Genomic DNA, 21,257 nt, shown 5'->3' on the forward strand with positions numbered 1-21,257 from the left:
CATGAACAGGAATTTATTGAAACAGATATGGAACGAGCGCCGCAGCAATGCGTTTCTGTGGATGGAACTTTTTGTGGTGTTTGTCATATTATGGTATATTGTGGATGTGGTATATGTCACGTTGAGCATCTATAATTTGCCGATGGGCTTTGATATAGAAAATACGTATGTTCTTCGTTTTGAGCGGATGACTTCGAAGGCGGCTGCTTATCAGCCTGGCCGTACTATGAAAGAAGATGTTGCCGATTTGCATGAAATTGTAAACAGGCTTGCGCATCGTCCGGATGTGGAAGCAGTCAGCCTCTCGCAAAACTGTATACCTTATAATGACGGTGCAAACAGTTTTTCATTTTATCTGGATACAGTCCCGGTACGTAGTTTGAAACGATGGATAACTCCGGAGTATTTTAATGTATTCCGTTACCGCAATATAGACGGTTCGGGTAGTGAAAGCCTTGCTGAGGCACTGACACCGTCCGGCATGGTCTTATCTGTGAATATTGCCGATGTTTATCAGGATGCACCTTGGCATGGTAAGGAACTTTTAGGGCGTAGGGTGCCTGTTTGGCGGAATGAGCCGGAGGCGGAGCATCTTTTTATAGCTGCTCTTACCGAGCCGGTCCGTTATGACCATTTTACAGCTCCGGATGATTACGGCTCCCGTTATGCTGCTGTGTACCTGACAGATGAGGCGTTGGAATCCTTAGGTGAGACGGTTTATATAGAAGTTTGCCTGCGTGTTCGTGAGGGACAGAATGATGGATTCATAGACCGTTTGATAGTGGATGCCGACCGTCAATATCAGGTGGGCAATCTATATCTTTTGGATATAACTCCTTTGAGTGATGTACGCACAGCTTATGAAACGGATTCGGTGAATGAGTTGAATACGCAATTTTGTATCATATTTTTCTTATTGCTGAATATCTTTCTAGGCATTATCGGAACTTTCTGGTTCCGGACACAGCATCGGCGTGCCGAAATAGCGTTGCGTATGGCTTTAGGATCTACCCGTTGGGGAATCTGCGGTCGTCTGATGGGGGAAGGAGTCTTGTTATTGCTGATATCTGCTATTCCTGCATTGGTTGTGGCGTGGAATTTGGGATATGCCGAACTGGTGGAAGTTACACGTATGCCTTTTACGGCAGGTCGTTTTGCGATTACGGTTCTGGGCACTTTTATTCTGATTGCTGGAATGATTGTCATTGGAATAGGATACCCTGCCCGTCGTGCCATGAGTATCGAACCGGCTGAGGCATTACATGAAGAATAAATAAAATGAAGAGATAAAACGAATGAAACAGCTATTATTACAAGCATTTAATCTGATACGGCAGAATCCTTTTTATGCTACAATCAGTATTATAGGAACAGCTGTCACTATCGCTTTTGTTATGGTAGTAGTGATGATTTATGACTTCCGTACAATGGATATGGCTCCGGAAAGTGATCGGAGCGATATGATGTATACAGGTTCGGGAATGACCTATCGTAAGCTGGATCATACCAACCAGAACAGCGGTATGGGACGCAAGGCTTTTGAAGCATTGTTTTCAGAGCTTCCTGGTGTAAAAGAGGTTACTTGGTATCGTGGCGTTTCCAAGACCCCTTGTAACTTGTCCGCTTCGAATGAGATATTCAACTATTATGTGCGGCCTGTGGCTGATAACTGGTTTAAGTTCTTTGATTATGAATTTATAGCGGGACGTCCTTTCACACAAGAGGAGTATGATGCCCGTCGGTGGGTCAGTGTGATAACCGAGCGTATGGCCTTGCAGCTTTTCGGCACGACGGATGTGGTAGGAAAAGAATATCAAAGTAATTTTTTTCCTACTAAAGTGGTAGGCGTGGTGAAAGATGTCAATGCTATTTCCCAGACAGCATACGCTGATGCTTTTGTTCCTTTCTCATTGGAAAATGAAGACTATTATGCTACTTGGACAGGGGGCTTGGGAGGAATCCGTCTGGGATTGCTCAAACTGCTGCCGGATACTCGTCCTGCAGAGGTACGGACTGAAGTACAGTATCGGCAGGATCGTTTGAATAGTTCAACGGCAGAATATGCTTTCGAGATGAACGAACTCTATACTCATACGGAATACACCTTTTTTCGTGGAAAAGATATTAGTGCACCGTTGGTTTACAGTATGTTATTGATGGTCTTGCTGATTGTTCCTGCTATTAATATCTCAGGTATGACCAATGCCCGAATGCAGGAGCGTGTGACAGAAATTGCAGTTCGCAAGGCGTATGGCGCATCACGTATTTCCATTATGGTGAGGTTGTTTTTAGAGAATCTGCTTACGGTCTTTTTGGGTGGAATTTTAGGATATCTGTTTTCGTGTGTTTTGGTTTGGCTGGGACGTGTATGGTTGTTTGGTAGCGGCGAGGTAGAATTATCAGGTATCAGTCTGGATGGAGGTTTGTTGTTGCATCCTGCTTTATTTGTGTTGGTTTTCGGCGTATGTGTTGTTTTTAATTTATTGTCGGTATTGATTCCGGTATGGATGGTCACACATCGTAATATTGCAACTACCATTAAAGGAGAATAGGAGGAAAGGAAAAATGATAAAGAGTTTATTCAGACAAATGTGGAACCAAAGGCACGCTAATGTATGGGTGTGGGTTGAATTGGTTGTTGTTCTTGTCTTGCTATGGTACAGCATCGATCTGGTTTATAATTATGAGGTTGCTGCCCGTCAGTCTAAAGGATATGACACGGAGAATGTTTTTGATATTCAACTGAATATTAAGCCGGCTTTGCAAAATGATTCTGTATTAATGAGTCATTCTGCTGAATATTTGGAGCAAATCTATCATTTGATCAAACAATATCAAGGGGTGGAGGAAGCTTGTTTTTATTATGGGACAATACCTTATACGGGAAATAATATGTATGAGGGATATGCTCCGCATTCGGATTCGACTCATGTGGTAGGCTGTTTCATCCGTTATGTCAGCCCTACTTATTTCAAGGTATTTCGCTTGCAGCCATTATCAGGTTCATTTGAGGCGGAGCGTTGGGACAAGAATGAATACCCCATGCCGGTGTTGATGAGTGAAACGTTAAGTGATTCCTTGTTTAGCGGACGCAATGGAGTAGGGGAAACTTGTTTCAATCCTTATTTCCTGAATAGTGTGCAGCCGGAAACTAATTATAAGGTAATGGCGGTACTTCCTGCTCATAAGACCGATGAGTACGAGCGTTACGAACCTTTTATTTATCTTCCCAGTTCGCCGCTGACTTATTGGCATCACATTGCGGTGCGTGTGGCTTCTAATTCCATACCGGGATTTACCGAACGTTTTATGCAGGATATGCAAGGGAAATTATCTATCGGCCCTTATTACTTATACGATATAAATTCGTATGGCGATATGAAGGAAGCTTTCGATATAGAGCAAGGAACGGTGAATTATCTGAATACTACCTATGCCGTTATCCTTTTCTTTGTTTTCAATATATTTTTAGGGATGCTGGGTACTTTCTGGTTTCGGACTCGTAAAAACCGAAGTGAGATAGCTTTGCGTATGGCACTAGGTTGCAGTAGGATGAATGTATTTGGTTATTATGTACTTGAGGGCATCCTTCTCTTGGTTTCGGCTGCCATTCCCGCTGTTTTTGTTTGTGCGAATATGCAGATGGCGGATCTTACTGTGCATACATTAATGGAACCTGCTTGGGGACGTTTTTTGCTTTGTTTTGTGTCGGCCATGCTGTTGTTGGGGATAATAATTTTGCTCGGCATTTATTTCCCCGCCCGGAAAGCGATGAGGATTGAGCCTGCAGACGCGTTGCATAATGAATAATGTTATTTCATTGTCACATGATCAGCAGTGTTCGTATATGAATGGAGTGTCCGATTTCGGACACTCCATTTTTGTTGTAAGGTGTTATAAAACAGTGAAATAGTTTTTTGGCATACCATTTGCCTTACCTTTGATAAAAAGAATAATAACGCAATGAAAAAACAAGTAATATCTCTATTTTTAGCCTTTGGCATATCGTTGGTTGCCGGAGCGCAGCCACAAGAAAAGCGACGTGCCATCACTTTGGAGGAAGCCATTACTATTGCCCGTGTGCAAAGTGTAGATGCGGCCGTAGCTTTAAACGAGCTGAAAACCGCTTATTGGGAATATCGTACTTTCCGTGCGGATTTGCTTCCGGAAATGAATTTTGAAGCCACTATTCCCAGCTATAATAAGAAGTATAATTCTTATCAGCAGGATAACGGTGCTTATACATTTGTACGTAATAATTATATGGAAATGAATGGTGAAGTTTCTATCGATCAGAATATTTGGTTGACCGGTGGTAAACTCTCATTGAATACTTCTCTTGATTTCTTGAAACAACTGGATGGAGATAAATCAAAACGATATATGTCTGTTCCTGTGGCATTGACTTTGGAACAACCTATTTTCGGAGTGAATACGATTAAATGGAACCGCCGCATCGAACCGGTGAGATACGCTGAAGCTAAAGCCGCATTTCTTACTGCAACCGAAGAGGTAACCATGACTACTATCAATTATTTTTTCAATTTGTTGTTGGCCAAGGAAAATGTAGGCATTGCCCGACAGAATCTGAAGAATGCAGATAAACTGTATGAAGTGGCTAAGGCAAAGCGTAGCATGGGGCAGATCAGTGAAAATGATTTGTTGCAATTGGAACTGAATGTATTGAATGCCCGTTCTACGTTGACTGAAAATGAAAGCAACTTGAAAAGTAATATGTTCAAGCTCCGTTCATTTCTGGCATTAGGAGAGGATGAGGAACTGGAGCCGGTTGTTCCCGAAACGATTCCGACTGTTTTGCTGAACTATCCGGATGTTTTGGACAAAGCACTTGCCAATAATTCATTTGCACATAATATTCGTCGCCGCCAGTTGGAAGCAGATTTTGAAGTGGCTAAGGCGAAAGGTAATTTACGTGAAATCAAGCTCTATGCACAGGTAGGTTTTACAGGAACAGACAATGAATTTAATAGTGCATACCGCCGTTTGAAAGACAACCAGATTGTGGAAGTCGGTTTTAAGATTCCTATTCTTGACTGGGGAAAACGTCGTGGTCAGGTAAAGATTGCTCAAAGTAACCGCGATGTGACCGAAAGCAAGTTACGTCAGGAAACCATGAATTTCAATCAGAATCTGTTTATCCTTGTAGAACAGTTCAATAATCAGCAGGCCCAGTTGCAGATAGCAGACGATGCGGACAAGATTGCCCAGAAACGTTACAGTACCAATGTGGAAACCTTCATGGTTGGTAAAATCTCGACATTGGATTTGAATGATTCCCAGACAAAGAAAGATGAGGCTCGTCAGAAGCATATCAATGAGTTGTTCTATTATTGGTACTATTATTACCAGTTGCGCAGTTTGACATTGTGGGATTTCAATACCAATACTAATATTGATGCCGATTTCGAAAAGATTATCAAACAATAGGATTTTACTATTCAATTCTGTTTGAATATAAAATGGGGTTGTCTTTGTACTTATTAAAATAATAATTTCTACATTTGCAGCATTATGATATTAATTATAGACGATGACAGTGCCATTCGTTCTTCTCTGAGCTTTATGCTGAAAAGGGCGAAATATGATGTGCAGGCCGTACCGGGTCCTAAAGAGGCTATTGAAATAGTCCGTTCGGTTGCACCCCAGTTAATCTTGATGGATATGAATTTCACCCTGTCCACCAGTGGTGAAGAAGGATTGACTCTTTTGAAACAGGTCAAAGTGTTCCGGCCCGATGTTCCCGTTATATTGATGACGGCATGGGGAAGTATCCAGCTTGCCGTGCAAGGGATGCAGGCAGGTGCATTCGACTTTATTACCAAACCTTGGAACAACGTAGCGTTGATGCAAAGGATAGAAACTGCTTTGGAACTGACTTCACAAGATAAGAAAGCAGCGGTTCCGGTGGAAGATAATGACGGCTTCAACCGTAGCCATATCATTGGAAAGAGTAAGGCACTGATGGATGTGCTGGCCACGATCAAGCGGATAGCGCGTACCAACGCATCGGTCTTGATTACCGGTGAAAGTGGTACAGGTAAGGAGTTGATAGCCGAAGCGGTGCATTTGAACAGTCCCCGTAGCAAGAAACCTTTTGTGAAAGTGAATTTGGGAGGTATTTCTCATACTTTGTTCGAGAGTGAAATGTTCGGTCATAAGAAGGGTGCGTTTACGGATGCCACATCCGACAGGGTAGGACGTTTTGAACTGGCTGATAAGGGTACGATTTTCTTGGATGAGATTGGCGATTTGGATTTAAGCTGTCAGGTGAAACTGCTTCGCGTGTTACAAGAGCAGACTTTTGAAGTTTTGGGCGACAGCCGTCCCCGTAAAGTCGATATCCGTGTGGTCAGTGCGACGAATGCCGATTTACGGCAGATGGTGCAGGAACACACCTTCCGCGAGGATTTGTTCTATCGTATTAATTTAATTACGGTGCATCTTCCGGCATTACGCGAACGCCGTGAGGATATTCCGTTATTGGTCCGTCATTTCGCCGACAAACAATGTGAATCGAACGGTCTTCCCAAAGTGGAATTTACTTCTGAAGCGATGGATTATTTGAGCCGTTTGCCTTATCCGGGTAATATCCGTGAATTAAAGAATTTGGTGGAACGTACCTTGCTGGTCAGTGGAAAGGAAATATTGACTGCGGATGATTTTAAATCACAATACCAGCATCCTATAGAACAGAAGATGACAACGAATCTGCAAGGCATGACCTTGGAGGAGATAGAAAAGCAGACTATTCTGCAAACGCTTGAAAAGTATAACAATAATATGTCACAGGTTGCCATAGCCTTAGGAATCAGCCGGGCCGCTCTTTATCGCCGTTTGGAGAAATACAATATACAAGTGAATGATTAGCAAAAACGGAACCGGATAAAATATGAAACTGAAATTCTTGTTCTTCTTTTTAGCATTACTGTTGACAGCAGTATGGACTATCCTGCTCGTTCTTACATTGAAGGAACGCGGTGCGCTGTTTTATATAGGAGAGGGAGTCATTACATTCAGTCTTGTGTTTCTGGTTTATTTCTATCGCAAAGTCGTGAAACCGCTTGATATCATCGGCAACGGTATGGAACTTCTTCGTGAGCAGGATTTCAGCAGTAGGCTGACTCCTGTCGGACAAAAGGAAGCCGACCGCATTGTGTTGGTTTTCAACCGCATGATGGAGCAGTTGAAAGACGAGCGTCTCCGGTTGCGTGAGCAGAATCATTTTCTTGACCTGCTGGTCAGTGCTTCTCCCATGGGAGTTGTCATACTGACTCTGGACGGACATATTTCCATGCTGAATGCGGCAGCTCTTCGTTTTTTGGATTATTCTTCGTCAGAGGAAGTCAGAGGCCGATTGCTGTGCGAGTTGGCTTCCCCTTTGGCCGAAGAAATAGAACGTATTCCCAAAGATACTACGGAAACAATTCGTCTGAGCGACTCCATGATTTACCGCTGTTCCCGGCTTTCTTTTGTTGACAGAGGCTTTTCTCATCCGTTTATTCTGGTGGAAAGTCTGACTTCCGAGGTGGTGAAAGCAGAGAAAAAGGCATACGAAAAAGTGATCCGTATGATAGCACATGAGGTGAATAATACGACTGCGGGCATTACCTCTACTCTTGATACGGTGGATGGTGCCTTGGAATGTATGGAGGATACGGAAGACTTGCGCGAAGTGATGAAAGTCTGCATAGAGCGTTGCTACAGCATGAGCCGTTTTATCACGAATTTCGCCAATGTGGTGAAGATTCCCGAGCCTCAATTACAATCAGTGGACTTGAATGACCGCGTGGCCGCTTGCAAGACATTTATGGAAACGGTTTGCCGTAACCGCAAGATTACGCTGCATCTTAATTTATGTAAAGAGAATCCCGAAGTGATGATGGATACTTCCCTGTTTGAGCAAGTATTGGTCAACATTATCAAGAATGCGGCTGAAAGTATCGGGGAAACAGGAGATATCTTTATCCGTACTTCCGTATCACCTACGATGTTGGAAATTGCTGATACCGGTGCCGGTATCAGTAAAGAGGTGGAAACCAAGCTGTTCAGTCCTTTTTTCTCCACCAAGCCTAACGGACAGGGTATCGGTCTTATTTTTATTCGTGAAGTTTTGATAAAACATGGGTGTACTTTCTCTCTTCGTACCTATCCGGATAAACTGACCCGTTTCCGTATCCGTTTCTGATGATTTTCTACCACTTTACCACGCCGCGATGCTTCCGTAAGGAAGTGCAAAGGGAGGGGGTATAGTAAACGTCTTTCGGGTGTTTCTTTTTGTGCTGTTGGTTCTTTCGGAATCTCAGTTCAAAATGAAACACCCTTTTTATTATGCTAGGCTGTCCACGATAAAAAATGTTCAATCAGGATTGGATGAAACCGGTTCGTTTGGTTTATCTTCACAATATTATGTGCTAAATAATTAAAATATGAAATATCCTATCGGCATACAAATTTTTAGTCAAATCCGTGAAAACAGATCTGTTTATGTGGACAAGACCGATTTTATCTATCAGTTGGTGGGTAGAGGAAGTATCTATTTTTTCAGCCGTCCGCGCCGTTTCGGCAAAAGTAGTATGAAGGGCGGAAAGAGGTGAGGTAATATTCGGACAAGCCTGAAAATATCCTGTAGTTTGGAATAAGCAAGTAATGTTATAAAATAGCTTGATACATTATTTTATTCATCGTTATAAGCCCAAATCCAAAAAAGTTGGGAGCGTTTATGCCCTCATACTCTCACTGTATGTGTAACATGTTGACCATGAATGATTTGTGTAGTTGTGGTAAAAATAGTTGCTCTCACTTATGCTCTCACTAATCCCTCATGCCCTCACTACGTTTTGAAGTATCTTTCCATATAACATGCTTGTTGTCAGTTATATATTCTTTTTTATAGGATATTCCGGCTTGATGTAAAGTAGGATGTTTTTTGGCTTTTTGAGAAGAAAAAGTGTGCGTAAAGGGTTTGTACTTCTATGGAATGTGATCGTAAAGTTCCCGGCATTTCATGCAGGGTAAAAAGATCAAGACGTTTTTAAAAAAGCTCGTTATCTTTTAAAAAAAGCTCTTGTTCTTTTTTAAAAAGCCCGTTATCTTTTTTTGAAAGTTCTTGATCTTTTTGAAAAAATAGTGTAGCTCTTGTTAACTTTTTGAATATCAAAGGATAAACGAAGCATAGAAAATAGACAGGTAACGATTGGGTGATGAAAATCCATTGCTCGCTTGCGTTTTTCTGCATAACTTCAAATGATTCTTCAATTACAAAATTAGTAAACATTCTTGGCCTTAGCAAATTTTTGCGAAATAATTGCCCCGATAAAATTCGGACGCTCCACTGCTTTGCGGCAAGTCACACGAATATTCTCATTAACACCACGTGCATTGCCGGAAATGTAAGGCATGTCAATGGAAGGGATGCCGCTCTTATTATATCCCATAGATGTCATGGGAAAAACAAAATAGCGAGGGCTCTGCGCTTCTATAAAAGGAAAATTCTCTTCATACTCTGCCCTGCTCAGTTCCAGCATATATTCAAAATATTCGCGGCTCATCTCTATTTGTTTGTCAAAAGGTAAAGTTTTGTCCAGTTTCCAAATAGCAGTACAATCCATAGGATATAAAGGATTACCTTCCTGATCGAGAACCACAAGATACATATGTCCGGGTATCTCGACAAATTCAATACTTATTCCTGCACTCAGACAAAGGCTTGCCATTGCGCAAGTTAGCGTGGTACAATATCCCTGGCCATTATTAAACACTTCGGCAAAAGTAGACAGGAGCGTTCCCTCAAAAGAATATACTACTCCATATTTATTCATCAACCAATAAAATGCAACCAATTGCTCCTTGACATAATCATTTCCCCACTGATAACCAAAAAATCCATCTTTTATGTCTGCGATATCACTCATTGCTTCCTGTTTCAGTCTACTTACCATAGGATTATTGGGTGAAACATAACCAAAGAAAAAAGGCTCAAAAGACAAATAGCATATTTCACCATCTTCTCTAATAGGATATTCACCCCAATCCAACGTTTTCAAATATGCAACATAATCCTTAGCATCTGGAGTATCCAGCTCCCAATAAACAGAGTATGGATCTTCTTGAAAGGGAGATACATTAAATTGTTTGGAATATTGACAAATTATATTTTCTTTCATTCTGATTTCCCATTCCATCGTAATAGGCATTGCTGATTTTATGGAAGAAAATTTTTCATATTTCCATTTGATAGGAAAAAACATTTCGATACGCTCGTCTCCGGTTGTCAGCATGGATACCGTTCTCTCTTCATTGAGGGCTGAAGCTTTCATTGTCACATGGATTTCTTGCCCGGCAGCCGGATTATCAAAGGCAAGTACCATATCTTCAAACCGGTCTCCCATTTTATAATATTTACTGATACTTGGAGCCAGATAAGTAAAAAGTGGCGAGATATAATCAGTTCCCCTGGTTGCGAACCAACTCTGCGACAATGCTTCTACATGCAAATCCCTCATTGGAATTTCCTCGTTATCAGCCTCTTCCACAACCTCGGTATAATAATTCTTCTCACAGGCTGTCAAGCAGACTGCCAAACACATCCCGGTCAATATCCGGGAAAATAAATTTGTTAATTTCATATATCTTATATAATAATACAAAGCAAGAAACTGTTTTAAAATAATTGGATGATAATATTAATCAGTCGGTCAGTTATAATAATTTTAAATTCGCAATCCCCAAAATCATGAGCTATAATTATCCGTTTAACTAAAAACAATGGCAAGTTTATTAAAAATACTGTAGATCTACAAAAAAAATAATCAAAAGAGAGATCTGTCAATGAAATTTTAACAAATTTGAAAAAATCATTAAGGGTACTCCCAGATAACCTTGTGCCGAGTTTATCCCTGTGTCACTATTTTGCTATTTGTGTTATTGCCTTGTCTACGGGATATAATGTTAGGGATCTTACTCTTAATTTCAGCAACTTTGCAAACAACAAAGACTCACTGTCAATGTTGGCTGTTTCTGATATCATATTCAACGCTACAATATCAAGATCTGAGAACTAGAGAATAGCTCTTCTTGGTATATTTTCGTTATTGATTAAATTACCGGCTACCGGTTTGCATATGTTCAGGAATTTTGCCAATTTTGCACATTGGTTATGTATATAATATTTGTTTGTTAAAAGTTTATTACTTTCAAAGTATTGAATTTCAGTAAAATACAAACTTGTTATTCATTGATCTTTTATAAATTTAATTCCGCCAACGCGTTATGTATTAATCAAATTTTAAATTTATCAATATGAACAGCAAATTTTTTATTTTAATTCTTTTATGTATGGTGTCGCTCTCTTTCAGCAGTTGTAACAAAGATAAAGATCGGAAGGTGAGCAACTCAGAACGTCTTATCGGTGAATGGATTTATCGTACAACACAGGAAAAGACAAACGGGGAGTGGAAAGATATGCCTACACAGGTAGGTGCTGAAGGCATGCAGACATTCTATAAAGATGGAAAAGCACTCATCACTATGACGTTTAAAGGTGAGTACATGGAGCAGAAATTTGAATGGAATTTGAAAGATAACAATGATTATATCATCAATGGCACTGTGAGAGGACAAATCTTGTTTGAAAGTAACGATTGCTTCTATCTCTACTCGGATGAAACCCTCGATCCGGAAACAGGCGAGAATATTAAAGGAGAGTTTCGCGATATTTACGACCGTAAGAAATAGTTTATGAAGCAGGTCGTTTACAGTGCACTTTTACTTCTTGTTTGCTTTGTTTGCGGATGCGACAAGATACAGAAAGGAATCCGGGAAGCAGCGGTCTTTGTTCCGGCTGCTCCCGATTATAATGAATCGAAAATGTGGTATGTCGAACGTAATGACCAAGGCGATGGTGTCGATGTGTTTTACATTCCTTCTACTTGGGAGTTTGATTGGAAAACATCCGACAGCCTTGTTTCTCATTATGCAGACCCATCTTTGCCCGAACATCGTGTACACATGGAAACCGAAATGGCCAAGGTAGCTGAATACATGGCATTGGGAAATAACTTCTATTCTCCTCATTATAGACATATTACCCTTGATTCGTGGGCGACACTCAATGAAGATACCATTGCGTGCAGATATATGGATGTGTCTTTCAAAGATGTAAAAGCTGCTTTCCACCATTTTCTCATAAATTATAACCAAGGTCGTCCATTTATTCTGGCAGGATTCAGTCAGGGTGGAAAGTCGGTTGTGGAATTGATGAAGCACTTGTCTGAAGAGGAACGTAAGCGGATGATTGCCGCATACGTGTTGGGATACAAGGTTACTCCTGCTGATGTGGAGAAAGCACCGTGGATTAAACCGGCAACAGACTCTATTGACACAGGAGTCACCATTTGTTACAATTCCGTTTCGGATGTCAAATACATAAAGTCCGTAGTCAGTGCTCCCAATGTGATGTGCATCAATCCGGTCAATTGGTGTACAGATGCTACTCCGGCAATGCTTAACGATACCATTACGGTGACCGTTGATCCTTATTACAAGGTACTTGTGCTACAAGGGTTTGACGGTTCTTATTTGCCTAACATCCTCAATGTATTGAATACAGGCGATTATCACGGTATAGAGCCATGGGTATACAGCGACTGTCTGAAAAAGAATATGCGTCAGCGCATTCGCAGTTTTCAACAGGAAAAAATGGGCAGGTAACGATTAGGTGGCGAAAATCCATCGCCCACTCGCGTTTTCCTGCATGATTTTAAATAACTCTTTAGCTACAAAAGTGCTTAATTTACTTGACCTTAGCAAGTTCTTATGAAAGATTTTCAATGGAGATCAAGTCCTGTTTCGGGCTTAATCTCTTTTTTTATTTTCATTCGTAAGGGTTTTATTATCAAATTATTATATTGTTTTAGGATAAAAGTCCTTATTTGATGTTCCCGAATCTTATCTGCCGTGAGTTTAGGATGACAAAAGGCGGCAATGTATCGAAACAGTCGGATAACGCCATATCATGATATGGCGACTTGTGTAGGGCGTAATATCGGAATAGGGATAGACGGAGCTATGTTGATAGCGGTATAACAGATTTTTATATGGCTATATGGTTATAGCAATATAACGAGAAAGCGTACGCTCTGTGGGGAAACGTTTGCTTTCAGAAGACTTGAAATGCGGAAAAGCCGGCAGAAACGCTGCCGGACCGTCCCCGTAAAAGCTCCGGAGTCACTTTTTACATATCTAACTTATAATTCATCTGAAATCACAAAACAGATTGAACCGTATGTGGTTAGTTTGTCTGTTTATTAACTCTACATAAAATTTAAAACTGAATGCATATGACTAGTATAAAAGTAAAATTCCGTCCGTCTTCTACCATCCAAAAAGAGGGGACTCTACATTATCAAATAATTCATCATCGTGAGGTTCGGAAACTTCGTACCGGTTATAGACTATTCCCGAGCGAGTGGAATACAGTTTTGAAACGGATAAATGTTTCGGCCGGAAAGAATGAAGAGCGAAGACTCTATCTGAGAGCATTGAAAAAACATATTGATGCAGATCTGTTCAAAATAAAAGAATGTATCAACCGTTTGAAACAGGAAAATAAACCTTATACAGCCGACCGTATCGTAGAACTTTACTCTACTTATGAAAGAAGTTGTACCTTTCTTTTGTATGGGAAAGAATTGTTGGTTGAATTGAAGAAAATAGGAAAAGTACGTACTGCCGATACCTATCGAAATGCCTTGGGAAGTTTCGAACGCTTTTTGAATGACCGAGCAGATATTCCGCTGGAAGACATGGACTCCAATCTGATGATAGCCTATGAAAGTTGGCTTAAAGGAACCGGTATTTGTCCGAATACCAGTTCCTATTATATGCGTAATCTCAGAGCTATCTATAACCGTGCGGTGGAGCAGGGTTTTGTTACTCAGCAAAATCCTTTCAAGCATGTATATACCGGTATTGATAAAACAAAGAAACGTGCCGTTTCTTTGGATGTGATCCGGGAAATACGAGATTTAAAATTGACGAAAAAATCACTGATCTTTGCCAGGGATATCTTTTTATTCAGCTTTTATACACGTGGAATGTCCTTTGTGGATATGGCATTCTTAAAAAAGAAAGACCTGCAAAATGGGATTCTTACTTATCGGAGAAATAAGACCGGTCAGCTGTTGTTCGTCAAATGGGAAAAACCCATGCAGGAACTCATCGATAAATATGATACCTTTGATACACCCTACTTGCTATCGGTTATTCGAAACAATGGTGTGGACGAGTGGCATCAATACCAGAATGCGGCTCATCGTATCAATAGAAATCTGAAGCAGATTGGCAAGCAGATTGGTTTGGATATCCCACTTACTACTTATGTTGCACGCCATGCATGGGCCAGTATTGCCCAAAGTAAAAATATTGCTCTATCTGTCATCAGTGAGGCATTGGGACATGATTCGGAACAAACCACCCAAATTTATCTTAGCTCTTTAGATACATCTGTTGTGGATAAGGCAAATAACCTCATTTTAATGTCTATATAAAAATATATATTTATATAATATTGACTGATAGATACGACATTAACTTTAAAAACTACATCTCTTTATAAGAGAAGTATATATTTTTTGCAAAAGTACAAAAAAAACTAAATATTAAGACATAAGCGAAATATTTTTCAGATTTTTTTTGTACAAAAACATAAATATGTTGCATAAAATGAGAAACAATCACTTCCAATATATATTTCTATATACTTCAGTATAATCCTGTTTATCAAAGTATTAACATTCCTGTAATTGATAGATATACTTCTCTTATAAAGAGTGGTTTATTTACCATGGAGAATTGGTGGAGTAAATATACCGGATCATAAGAAAGACTGTTTAAAAAAGCAGAAAGTTTTTTGGTACAATAATACAAAACACTTTATAGAAGTACATACTCTCCACAAAATAAACAATTGACTGTTGGCGTGTAGTTGGTAACATTAATTAGATAAAGTATGAATAAACAAATGAAAAGATTTGACCGATTTATTGTTTGTGTTTTAATGGGGATAGTCTCTTTAACTTTCTTTGCTTGTAGCAATGATGAGGATGAGGCTATAACCCAAGTAACCTATGAAATGGGGTTTAGCAGTATTGAGAGCAGCTCGATGACTGACCTAGGGACGATTGAGCGTGCCTATAAGAAGGCTCTGGGAGTGACTGAATCCAAGTTTACATTTGAGGGTTCTGTAAACGAATGCGACCAACGAGTGAAAGATGCCTGCGGCAGTGCCGAGGCGGAATTGAAATCTACAACTTGGAATGGAACTTATACGTTTGAGGTTCTTAATCTTAATACGTCAAAGGTCGTTTATTCGTTTGTGATAGAATAAATCCTGTTCAAAGAAAAAACGCAATCGTTTTTTATATCATTTATTACACATTTTAATAGAACAAAGTATTTATGAAACACGGTCTATTTATGGCTGCCTCGCTATTGAGTTTAGCGATGTCTTTGGCATCATGTTCAGACGATGACCAGAAGTTTGGTCTTTCTTTACCGGAAGGAACAGAAAACACGATTACATTGGATTACACCAACACCTTGAAAACCATCAAGCTGGATGCGGATTCGCATTGGAATGCCTCAGTGGTTTACGCCGATGAGGAAGATGACGGATGGATAGGGCTGTTGGATGATAACGGAGAGGGTTCAGGTGAGATTAATTTCGTGGTGGATGCAAATACGAGCAATGATTTACGTGTTGCCAAAATTATCATCGCATCCGGAGAAAACAAGATTGAATATACCGTCAACCAAAATCCGGTGAATGCCGATGGTGAAAACGGGGAGTTGGATATGTCGAAATTCGGCAAGTCTATACCATTAGGCTTTGGAATGAAAGTTGCGAAAGGGAGGGCTTCGTCAGGTATGACTATGGGGCAGGTGCTTGTGCTCGATTCTTATAAAGAGAACTCGACGTTTAAAAAGTATGCCGAAGAATTGAACCTTAACCCCGCAGGTTATGTGGATGAGACACGGACAACAGAAGTTGAAACACAAATGCTTTACGAATCAAACTGTGAAAGTAACTCACGTAATATCACTGCAAACCTGGAAGTCAATGTAGCTTATGGCTTGTTCAAGTTGGGACTGAACGGAAGTTTCAAAATGTTTGGTTCCAGTACGGATACTACATTCAATTACAGTGTGGCTGCCAATCGTAAAGTCGGTAAATATTCTGTGAATCTGGGTAAAGTAATGGATGATTATGATTTTCTAACAACACCCAATGAGGATGATGACAAAGGTATTGAACAAATGAAACGTGCCGCCCAAAAGATGCTATTGTCCAGTTCCTTTATTAAAATCAGGGATGAAATTGAGACCTTAGTATCTCAAAAAGATGCTAATAAATTACAGAAAAAACTGGATGAGCTGAATAAGAAATTCGGACCGGCATATATAACTCAAGCAAATGTAGGAGGCAGCATTGAACTGAACTATATTTTCAAGGAAGAAAACGGTACCGATACATTAAACATTCATGGTGATCTCCACTTTGGTTTAAATGCCTTGCTGAGTTTGAATGTATCCGCTGAGGCTCAATATATGAATGGCATGAATACACATATACAAAGTAGCATATTCCAGTCGCGTGTCAAGGGAGGTACTATTAAGGCAGCTAGCGATGTAAACAAAAAATTTGCAGGTCTTATATCGAAAAAGGGAGAGGAAACGGTATCGTTCGAGAAGATGATAAGCTCCATAGATGGATGGTATGAATCGGTGAAGGCAGATACTGTGGAAACCATTACTTGTACGGACTATTATCCGGCTCCTATTTGGGAACTTTTCAGTGAGGATGCCGAAGATGTTCTTAAGGAGTATTTCAAGAAAAAATATCCCAATAACGAGGATGGTTCATGTCCTTATACTTTCGATATCCAGGAAATGGTAGAACATTGGTAATGACCTGTTCTGGTTTTATCCATTAAGTTATAGAAAAATATTCGGTGTATGAATCGTTTATATATCTTATTATTAGTAATTGCCGGGATTGGTTTCCCGGCATGTTCCGATGATTTGCCTCTTGATGAGACGCAGCAATCCCCGGTCAATTCGGATGCATCGAAGTTCTGGTATTCGCATATGCGTACCGCTGCCGAAAACCGGGTAATGTACAGGCATCATGCGTTAGGATTTTCTTACCGGGCCGTTACGGGCAGCAAATGCAATTTAGGTGATGTCATGTGCCAGGTGCTCAACATGGACTATATCAAGGAGAACGGTTTATACGGTGAAGAAATAAGGAACGAGGTGACAGACACCATTAGCGTAATACGCGGATTGACGGACTATGTCCATCAAGTCAATTGGCATTCAGATATGTCTGCCAATTTGATTTTATTTCAAAACTCTGCGGCAAAGGATGGCTTTGTCATCGAAAAGGTGGACGAGGAGACGCTCATTTTCAATCAGGTAATAGGGTTGAGTACAAGAAAAAGGAGTGTCGATCTCACCGGGCTTTTGGATGAAGACGGAATCCCCGGTGAAGTAACGGAAAATCCGGACGAGGTGCTGTCGGAAAACTTCAGATACGCTTTGCGTAAACTGGAGGCGGCCTCTCCCAATAACTATGCCGTGGTAGATTCGTTTATAAACATATTCGGTACCCACGTGGTAACCGGTGTGTCGGCGGGAGGTTCGTTCGATTTGTCCGTGCGTACAAGCTCGCGTAATGTAAAAACCTTTTTCCAAGAGCGGGAATTTAAAGAGAATTCAGCCAAGTTTTTCATAAAATGGGAGTCCATCGAAAGCAGCCAGCATAGCACGATTTACAAGAACATCTTCAATACAGCCGAGCTGAAACTGACGGTGAAAGGCGGAGATGCGAGTCTGTTTGACGGCTTGGTTGCTGATCCGAGCTACGATAACCTGCAAGCCAACATGGAAAATTACAACAACTGGATAAGCAGTATTGAAAAAGCCGGCGGCAATGAATGGGACGAACGTTCGGAGCTCATCGATATGGAAGTTACGCCGATATGGGAATTCATTCCTGACAAGGATATAGCCCGGAGGGTCCAGGTACGAATTATGGCTTCGGCCAATGAGATGCGCAAGATTTATGGTGAACGTAATTTTGTAAACGCATCCATAACCATCCCCGGTCCTGACGTCAGATACGATATTTACCCTAAAGACATGAACTCTTGGTATCAAGGCAGCGTGTGTCATGTCATCACCGGCGACAACCAGTCTGTTCCCTCACGAATAGTGGCGGTATCCTATTTGGAATGGGTACCCGAAGCAGAGGGCGACGAATGGCTGATTGTAACCTATCCGGTGTATGAAAACAGAATCCAGCTTACTGAAGGAATAGGACGAAGCATCAAGGATAATGGCTGTTACGAAGTGAAATGGCTTTACGACCGCTTTCAAGTAACCAAAATGGAAACGGAAAGCGATGTGTTCTATCTGGCAAAAGGAAAGCTTTTCCCGAAAAAGCCGGAATGGGTGGACGATAGCAGGAACACCCGTTACATGCCTGACTATGAATGGCCCGGAAGTCTTGATACGAACGGTAATCTCAACACGGGGACAAAGCCCTACATGGTGCGTAAGTTCCTCGACAAGTTTTATCTTACCGATGTGGAGGAAATGGCTCCGGGAACACGTTTCGACAACTTGCCCGGATGGACTTATTACGACGGCTCGCAAGAGATGCTGACGGAGTTTTACGTGTCGAAATATCCTGATGCGGAAACTGTGCTGAAACCGGTGTTCCGGCAAGCCGGATTGGGCTATGGAACTACCCGGAGAATGATGCGCAACGGTATTTATTACTATAAGATTATCCCCAAAGAAGTAATCCGATAAATGAATAAAAAAACAATGAGGAAATATATAGCTCTCTTATTTCTGCCGGTTTTGTTCGCTTCCTGTGCAGACGATGACATTGTGACAGGGGGGCTGGATAATCCCGGAGGCTTGTCGACCGAGGAAAGCGAGGTGCGCCTTCCGATAAGGGCTTCTTATCACAGCATTCACGTAGAGTCGGAAACCGGAAGTCCTTCCGGCCTACCGGTACACGTGGACGAAGACTGGATTGAGCTGATGAGCGATACGGTAAGCTACGACGGCTATGTGGAAATCTATGTGGACCGGAATGAAGGGCTTGCCGGAAGAAGCGGATACATAAACATAGGCAATGCCGGGGATGAAGCGATAGATATAAAGGTGTATCAGTGCGGTCTGGGCGATGATGACAATAACGGAAGCATCACGTGTTATGCCGGATGCGGTTATAACATCTTTCAGGAACTGAACGCCGAATCGAGCATCTGTAATCCCATCTTTGATTATGACCGTGCCACCGCTGTCGATCCGATGATTGTGCAGACTGTGGCGCGAACCTGGCAGGATACGAAGAGCATTACCAGCAATTCGATGGTGGAAATGTCGGAACTGATGACCACCATGCAGGAAAAGACGCGCACCGGACTGAAAGGCGGAAAGAAAACCATCTTGCGATTTGAAGAACAGAAAAACACTACGAGTTTTGACCAGACAGGCTATGCCTATATCAATTTCCAACGCATCGTAGCCTGTTCTTCACTGGACCTTTCAAAGGCCATTCAGTATATGGAGCAGAAACAGACGGATATCCTCACCGACGATTTTCGGAAGAGATACGACGATATTGTGGACAGCCCGTCCGAAGAAAAGATTTTCAGGCTTTTCAAGGATTATGGGACACATATAATCTCTTATGTGGATTTGGGCGGAACAATGGATATCGCCGTCAACTTCAACCGCACGATGGTGGGCGAACTGAATATGCGTGCCGAGGATTTCAACAAATACTTTTTCAACGGTGAGCCTTCCGATTATACGTTGGCAAACGGAGACATCCAGGGAATGGACACCAAAGTGAACAATACGGGGACGTTCAAAATATTCGGAGGAGACCGGCAGGCACGGCAGCAGATTATTAAGGATTGTAACGGCAGTGGGCGGATAAAACCTGAGCATATCGAAGCCTGGACACGGTCGTTGCCTAAAAACAATTTCATGAGCGAAGAATCTCTCAGCAGGCTCTCTCCCATCAATGTGCAGCTTGTGCCGATTTGGTCATTGTTCCCACAACAGCTCGCCAATCTGTTTTTTCAATGCGCCATAGCCGAATCACAGAAAAGCATGAATGATGTAACCGCCTCGGCAGCCGGGCTGGACAACTACGGCATCAAGATTAGCGGTGCGGACTATATGCGGTTCGGCGGAAGCCCGGATGAGTCGCTGGTACGCGTAGTTTATGCCGACCACTCGAACTTAAGCAATGCCGACCCTATCCTTGAGGTCTGTCATGAATATATCCCGGTGTTGAAGAGCAACGAGCGGGTTCCGGTAATCTATCCTATCCGCAAAGGACGCACGTTTCACGGTACGGGCTTGTATCCGGGCGATGGGAAAGGTTGTCCGCCGGCATGGCTTACCTTTTCGGAGGGAGATGTATTCGTGCTGCCCGTAGATGGGGTTACCCCGTCCACACGCATTGATTCCGTATATTATCTGCATGGAAACATCTATCTGACCTCCTTGGGATTGGACTTGAAGCGCAATTTCAAGATGCAGTGGAAGCCCAAAGGAATACTTGACCTTCCCATCGTAAAAATAGGGTCGGGATATTGGACGCGCCGGAACATTGACAAGACTATCAACAGTGGTTTCTTTACGGGTAGTGTCTTTAACGATCGCGAGTATGATGCGGATAATGGCGAAATTTGGGTCAATGTGAACAGTGTGTTGGATGAACCGCCTACCGGTATCGGGCCGGATATGGACGATATATATCAAAAGCCCATGAAATGGTATTATCCCACAGATATTGACCGTGATTTTCTTACACGCTATGTCGGTTACGAGACCCGGCATTTGCTGAAAGGCAATCTTTCCGGTTTCGATGCACAATTCGAAGGCTTTTACGGACCGGGAGATATAGATGGTGTTCCAAAATCGAACAAAATGTCCATTCATAATACGGATAAATGTTATTTGATATTCAAGACATCTAATGATTACAAGACCGGTACGGCATTGTGTCTGGACAAAAATTATCGTTGGAAAGTCGTTGCCTTGGGCAATGGAAAAAACAATTTCTTCCCATTGAGGCTGTTCCGAACCTGCTATTACAAATATGATAAATATTCAAATGCTAAAGATCATTATACAAAATAAGA

At 41.6% G+C, this 21,257-nt stretch carries 15 protein-coding genes and 2 pseudogenes; 14 read left to right on the forward strand and 3 right to left on the reverse strand.

What is annotated here, in order from left to right; all coding sequences use genetic code 11:
• The first annotated feature begins 1 nt into the window (after position 1).
• The 7 genes and pseudogenes from RE317_RS13480 to RE317_RS13510 form a co-directional block, all read left to right on the forward strand.
• On the forward strand, positions 2-1,273 hold the full coding sequence (locus tag RE317_RS13480) for an ABC transporter permease (RefSeq protein WP_117873161.1): 1,272 nt from the start codon (positions 2-4) through the stop codon (positions 1,271-1,273).
• Positions 1,274-1,295: 22 nt separating this feature from the next.
• Positions 1,296-2,552 (forward strand): ABC transporter permease, encoded by a 1,257-nt coding sequence (locus RE317_RS13485; RefSeq protein ID WP_117873163.1) that lies wholly within the window; start codon positions 1,296-1,298, stop codon positions 2,550-2,552.
• Positions 2,553-2,565: 13 nt separating this feature from the next.
• Complete coding sequence (locus RE317_RS13490; RefSeq protein ID WP_117873165.1) at positions 2,566-3,810, forward strand: ABC transporter permease; 1,245 nt, start codon at positions 2,566-2,568, stop codon at positions 3,808-3,810.
• 153 nt (positions 3,811-3,963) lie between these two features.
• A complete protein-coding gene (locus RE317_RS13495) occupies positions 3,964-5,448 on the forward strand; it encodes a TolC family protein (protein ID WP_005846254.1) in 1,485 nt (494 codons plus the stop codon).
• A gap of 84 nt (positions 5,449-5,532) precedes the next feature.
• The gene (locus RE317_RS13500; RefSeq protein WP_016270096.1) at positions 5,533-6,888 is read left to right on the forward strand and encodes a sigma-54 dependent transcriptional regulator; all 1,356 of its coding nucleotides are present in this window, start codon (positions 5,533-5,535) and stop codon (positions 6,886-6,888) included.
• Between the two features lie 22 nt (positions 6,889-6,910).
• Positions 6,911-8,206 (forward strand): PAS domain-containing sensor histidine kinase, encoded by a 1,296-nt coding sequence (locus RE317_RS13505; protein ID WP_005846258.1) that lies wholly within the window; start codon positions 6,911-6,913, stop codon positions 8,204-8,206.
• Positions 8,207-8,447: 241 nt separating this feature from the next.
• A pseudogene (locus RE317_RS13510) lies at positions 8,448-8,591 on the forward strand (AAA family ATPase); the annotation flags it as partial.
• 461 nt (positions 8,592-9,052) lie between these two features.
• Here RE317_RS13510 and RE317_RS13515 read toward each other — a convergent pair.
• The 3 genes and pseudogenes from RE317_RS13515 to RE317_RS13525 form a co-directional block, all read right to left on the reverse strand.
• Positions 9,053-9,256: a hypothetical protein gene (locus tag RE317_RS13515; RefSeq protein ID WP_165859746.1), complete on the reverse strand. Its 204-nt coding sequence runs from the start codon at positions 9,254-9,256 to the stop codon at positions 9,053-9,055.
• Positions 9,257-9,284: 28 nt separating this feature from the next.
• On the reverse strand, positions 9,285-10,646 hold the full coding sequence (locus RE317_RS13520) for a hypothetical protein (protein WP_117873169.1): 1,362 nt from the start codon (positions 10,644-10,646) through the stop codon (positions 9,285-9,287).
• 294 nt (positions 10,647-10,940) lie between these two features.
• Positions 10,941-11,238: pseudogene (locus tag RE317_RS13525) on the reverse strand (IS982 family transposase); the annotation flags it as partial.
• 81 nt (positions 11,239-11,319) lie between these two features.
• Here RE317_RS13525 and RE317_RS13530 point away from each other — a divergent pair.
• From RE317_RS13530 to RE317_RS13560, 7 genes are all read left to right on the forward strand, one after another.
• On the forward strand, positions 11,320-11,754 hold the full coding sequence (locus RE317_RS13530; protein ID WP_117853956.1) for a hypothetical protein: 435 nt from the start codon (positions 11,320-11,322) through the stop codon (positions 11,752-11,754).
• Positions 11,755-11,757: 3 nt separating this feature from the next.
• A complete protein-coding gene (locus RE317_RS13535; RefSeq protein ID WP_117873171.1) occupies positions 11,758-12,729 on the forward strand; it encodes a DUF3089 domain-containing protein in 972 nt (323 codons plus the stop codon).
• A 629-nt stretch (positions 12,730-13,358) separates the two neighbouring features.
• Positions 13,359-14,567 carry a site-specific integrase gene (locus RE317_RS13540; RefSeq protein WP_117873198.1) on the forward strand — a complete coding sequence of 403 codons (1,209 nt, stop codon included), beginning with the start codon at positions 13,359-13,361 and terminating at the stop codon, positions 14,565-14,567.
• Positions 14,568-15,076: 509 nt separating this feature from the next.
• The gene (locus RE317_RS13545; RefSeq protein ID WP_117873173.1) at positions 15,077-15,406 is read left to right on the forward strand and encodes a hypothetical protein; all 330 of its coding nucleotides are present in this window, start codon (positions 15,077-15,079) and stop codon (positions 15,404-15,406) included.
• 71 nt (positions 15,407-15,477) lie between these two features.
• Entirely contained in the window at positions 15,478-16,986 is a 1,509-nt protein-coding gene (locus tag RE317_RS13550) for a BACON domain-containing protein (RefSeq protein WP_117873175.1), read from the forward strand.
• A gap of 48 nt (positions 16,987-17,034) precedes the next feature.
• Positions 17,035-18,897, forward strand: coding sequence for an MAC/perforin domain-containing protein (locus RE317_RS13555; protein WP_117889338.1), 1,863 nt, complete (start codon positions 17,035-17,037; stop codon positions 18,895-18,897).
• A gap of 15 nt (positions 18,898-18,912) precedes the next feature.
• The gene (locus RE317_RS13560) at positions 18,913-21,255 is read left to right on the forward strand and encodes an MAC/perforin domain-containing protein (protein ID WP_165859745.1); all 2,343 of its coding nucleotides are present in this window, start codon (positions 18,913-18,915) and stop codon (positions 21,253-21,255) included.
• Positions 21,256-21,257 lie beyond the last annotated feature (2 nt).

The organism is Phocaeicola sp. GP0067 (genome assembly GCF_031119655.1).
GTDB lineage: Bacteria > Bacteroidota > Bacteroidia > Bacteroidales > Bacteroidaceae > Phocaeicola > Phocaeicola vulgatus.

Bases quoted from the DNA above. Each gene is read 5' to 3' on its own strand.
- RE317_RS13550 (WP_117873175.1), top strand. From the start codon at position 15,478: ATGAAACACGGTCTATTTATGGCTGCCTCGCTATTGAGTTTAGCGATG.
- RE317_RS13520 (WP_117873169.1), bottom strand. From the start codon at position 10,646: ATGAAATTAACAAATTTATTTTCCCGGATATTGACCGGGATGTGTTTG.
- RE317_RS13530 (WP_117853956.1), top strand. From the start codon at position 11,320: ATGAACAGCAAATTTTTTATTTTAATTCTTTTATGTATGGTGTCGCTC.
- RE317_RS13495 (WP_005846254.1), top strand. From the start codon at position 3,964: ATGAAAAAACAAGTAATATCTCTATTTTTAGCCTTTGGCATATCGTTG.
- RE317_RS13515 (WP_165859746.1), bottom strand. From the start codon at position 9,256: ATGCAGAAAAACGCAAGCGAGCAATGGATTTTCATCACCCAATCGTTA.
- RE317_RS13505 (WP_005846258.1), top strand. From the start codon at position 6,911: ATGAAACTGAAATTCTTGTTCTTCTTTTTAGCATTACTGTTGACAGCA.
- RE317_RS13545 (WP_117873173.1), top strand. From the start codon at position 15,077: ATGGGGATAGTCTCTTTAACTTTCTTTGCTTGTAGCAATGATGAGGAT.
- RE317_RS13555 (WP_117889338.1), top strand. From the start codon at position 17,035: ATGAATCGTTTATATATCTTATTATTAGTAATTGCCGGGATTGGTTTC.
- RE317_RS13480 (WP_117873161.1), top strand. From the start codon at position 2: ATGAACAGGAATTTATTGAAACAGATATGGAACGAGCGCCGCAGCAAT.
- RE317_RS13560 (WP_165859745.1), top strand. From the start codon at position 18,913: ATGAGGAAATATATAGCTCTCTTATTTCTGCCGGTTTTGTTCGCTTCC.
- RE317_RS13535 (WP_117873171.1), top strand. From the start codon at position 11,758: ATGAAGCAGGTCGTTTACAGTGCACTTTTACTTCTTGTTTGCTTTGTT.
- RE317_RS13490 (WP_117873165.1), top strand. From the start codon at position 2,566: ATGATAAAGAGTTTATTCAGACAAATGTGGAACCAAAGGCACGCTAAT.
- RE317_RS13500 (WP_016270096.1), top strand. From the start codon at position 5,533: ATGATATTAATTATAGACGATGACAGTGCCATTCGTTCTTCTCTGAGC.
- RE317_RS13540 (WP_117873198.1), top strand. From the start codon at position 13,359: ATGACTAGTATAAAAGTAAAATTCCGTCCGTCTTCTACCATCCAAAAA.
- RE317_RS13485 (WP_117873163.1), top strand. From the start codon at position 1,296: ATGAAACAGCTATTATTACAAGCATTTAATCTGATACGGCAGAATCCT.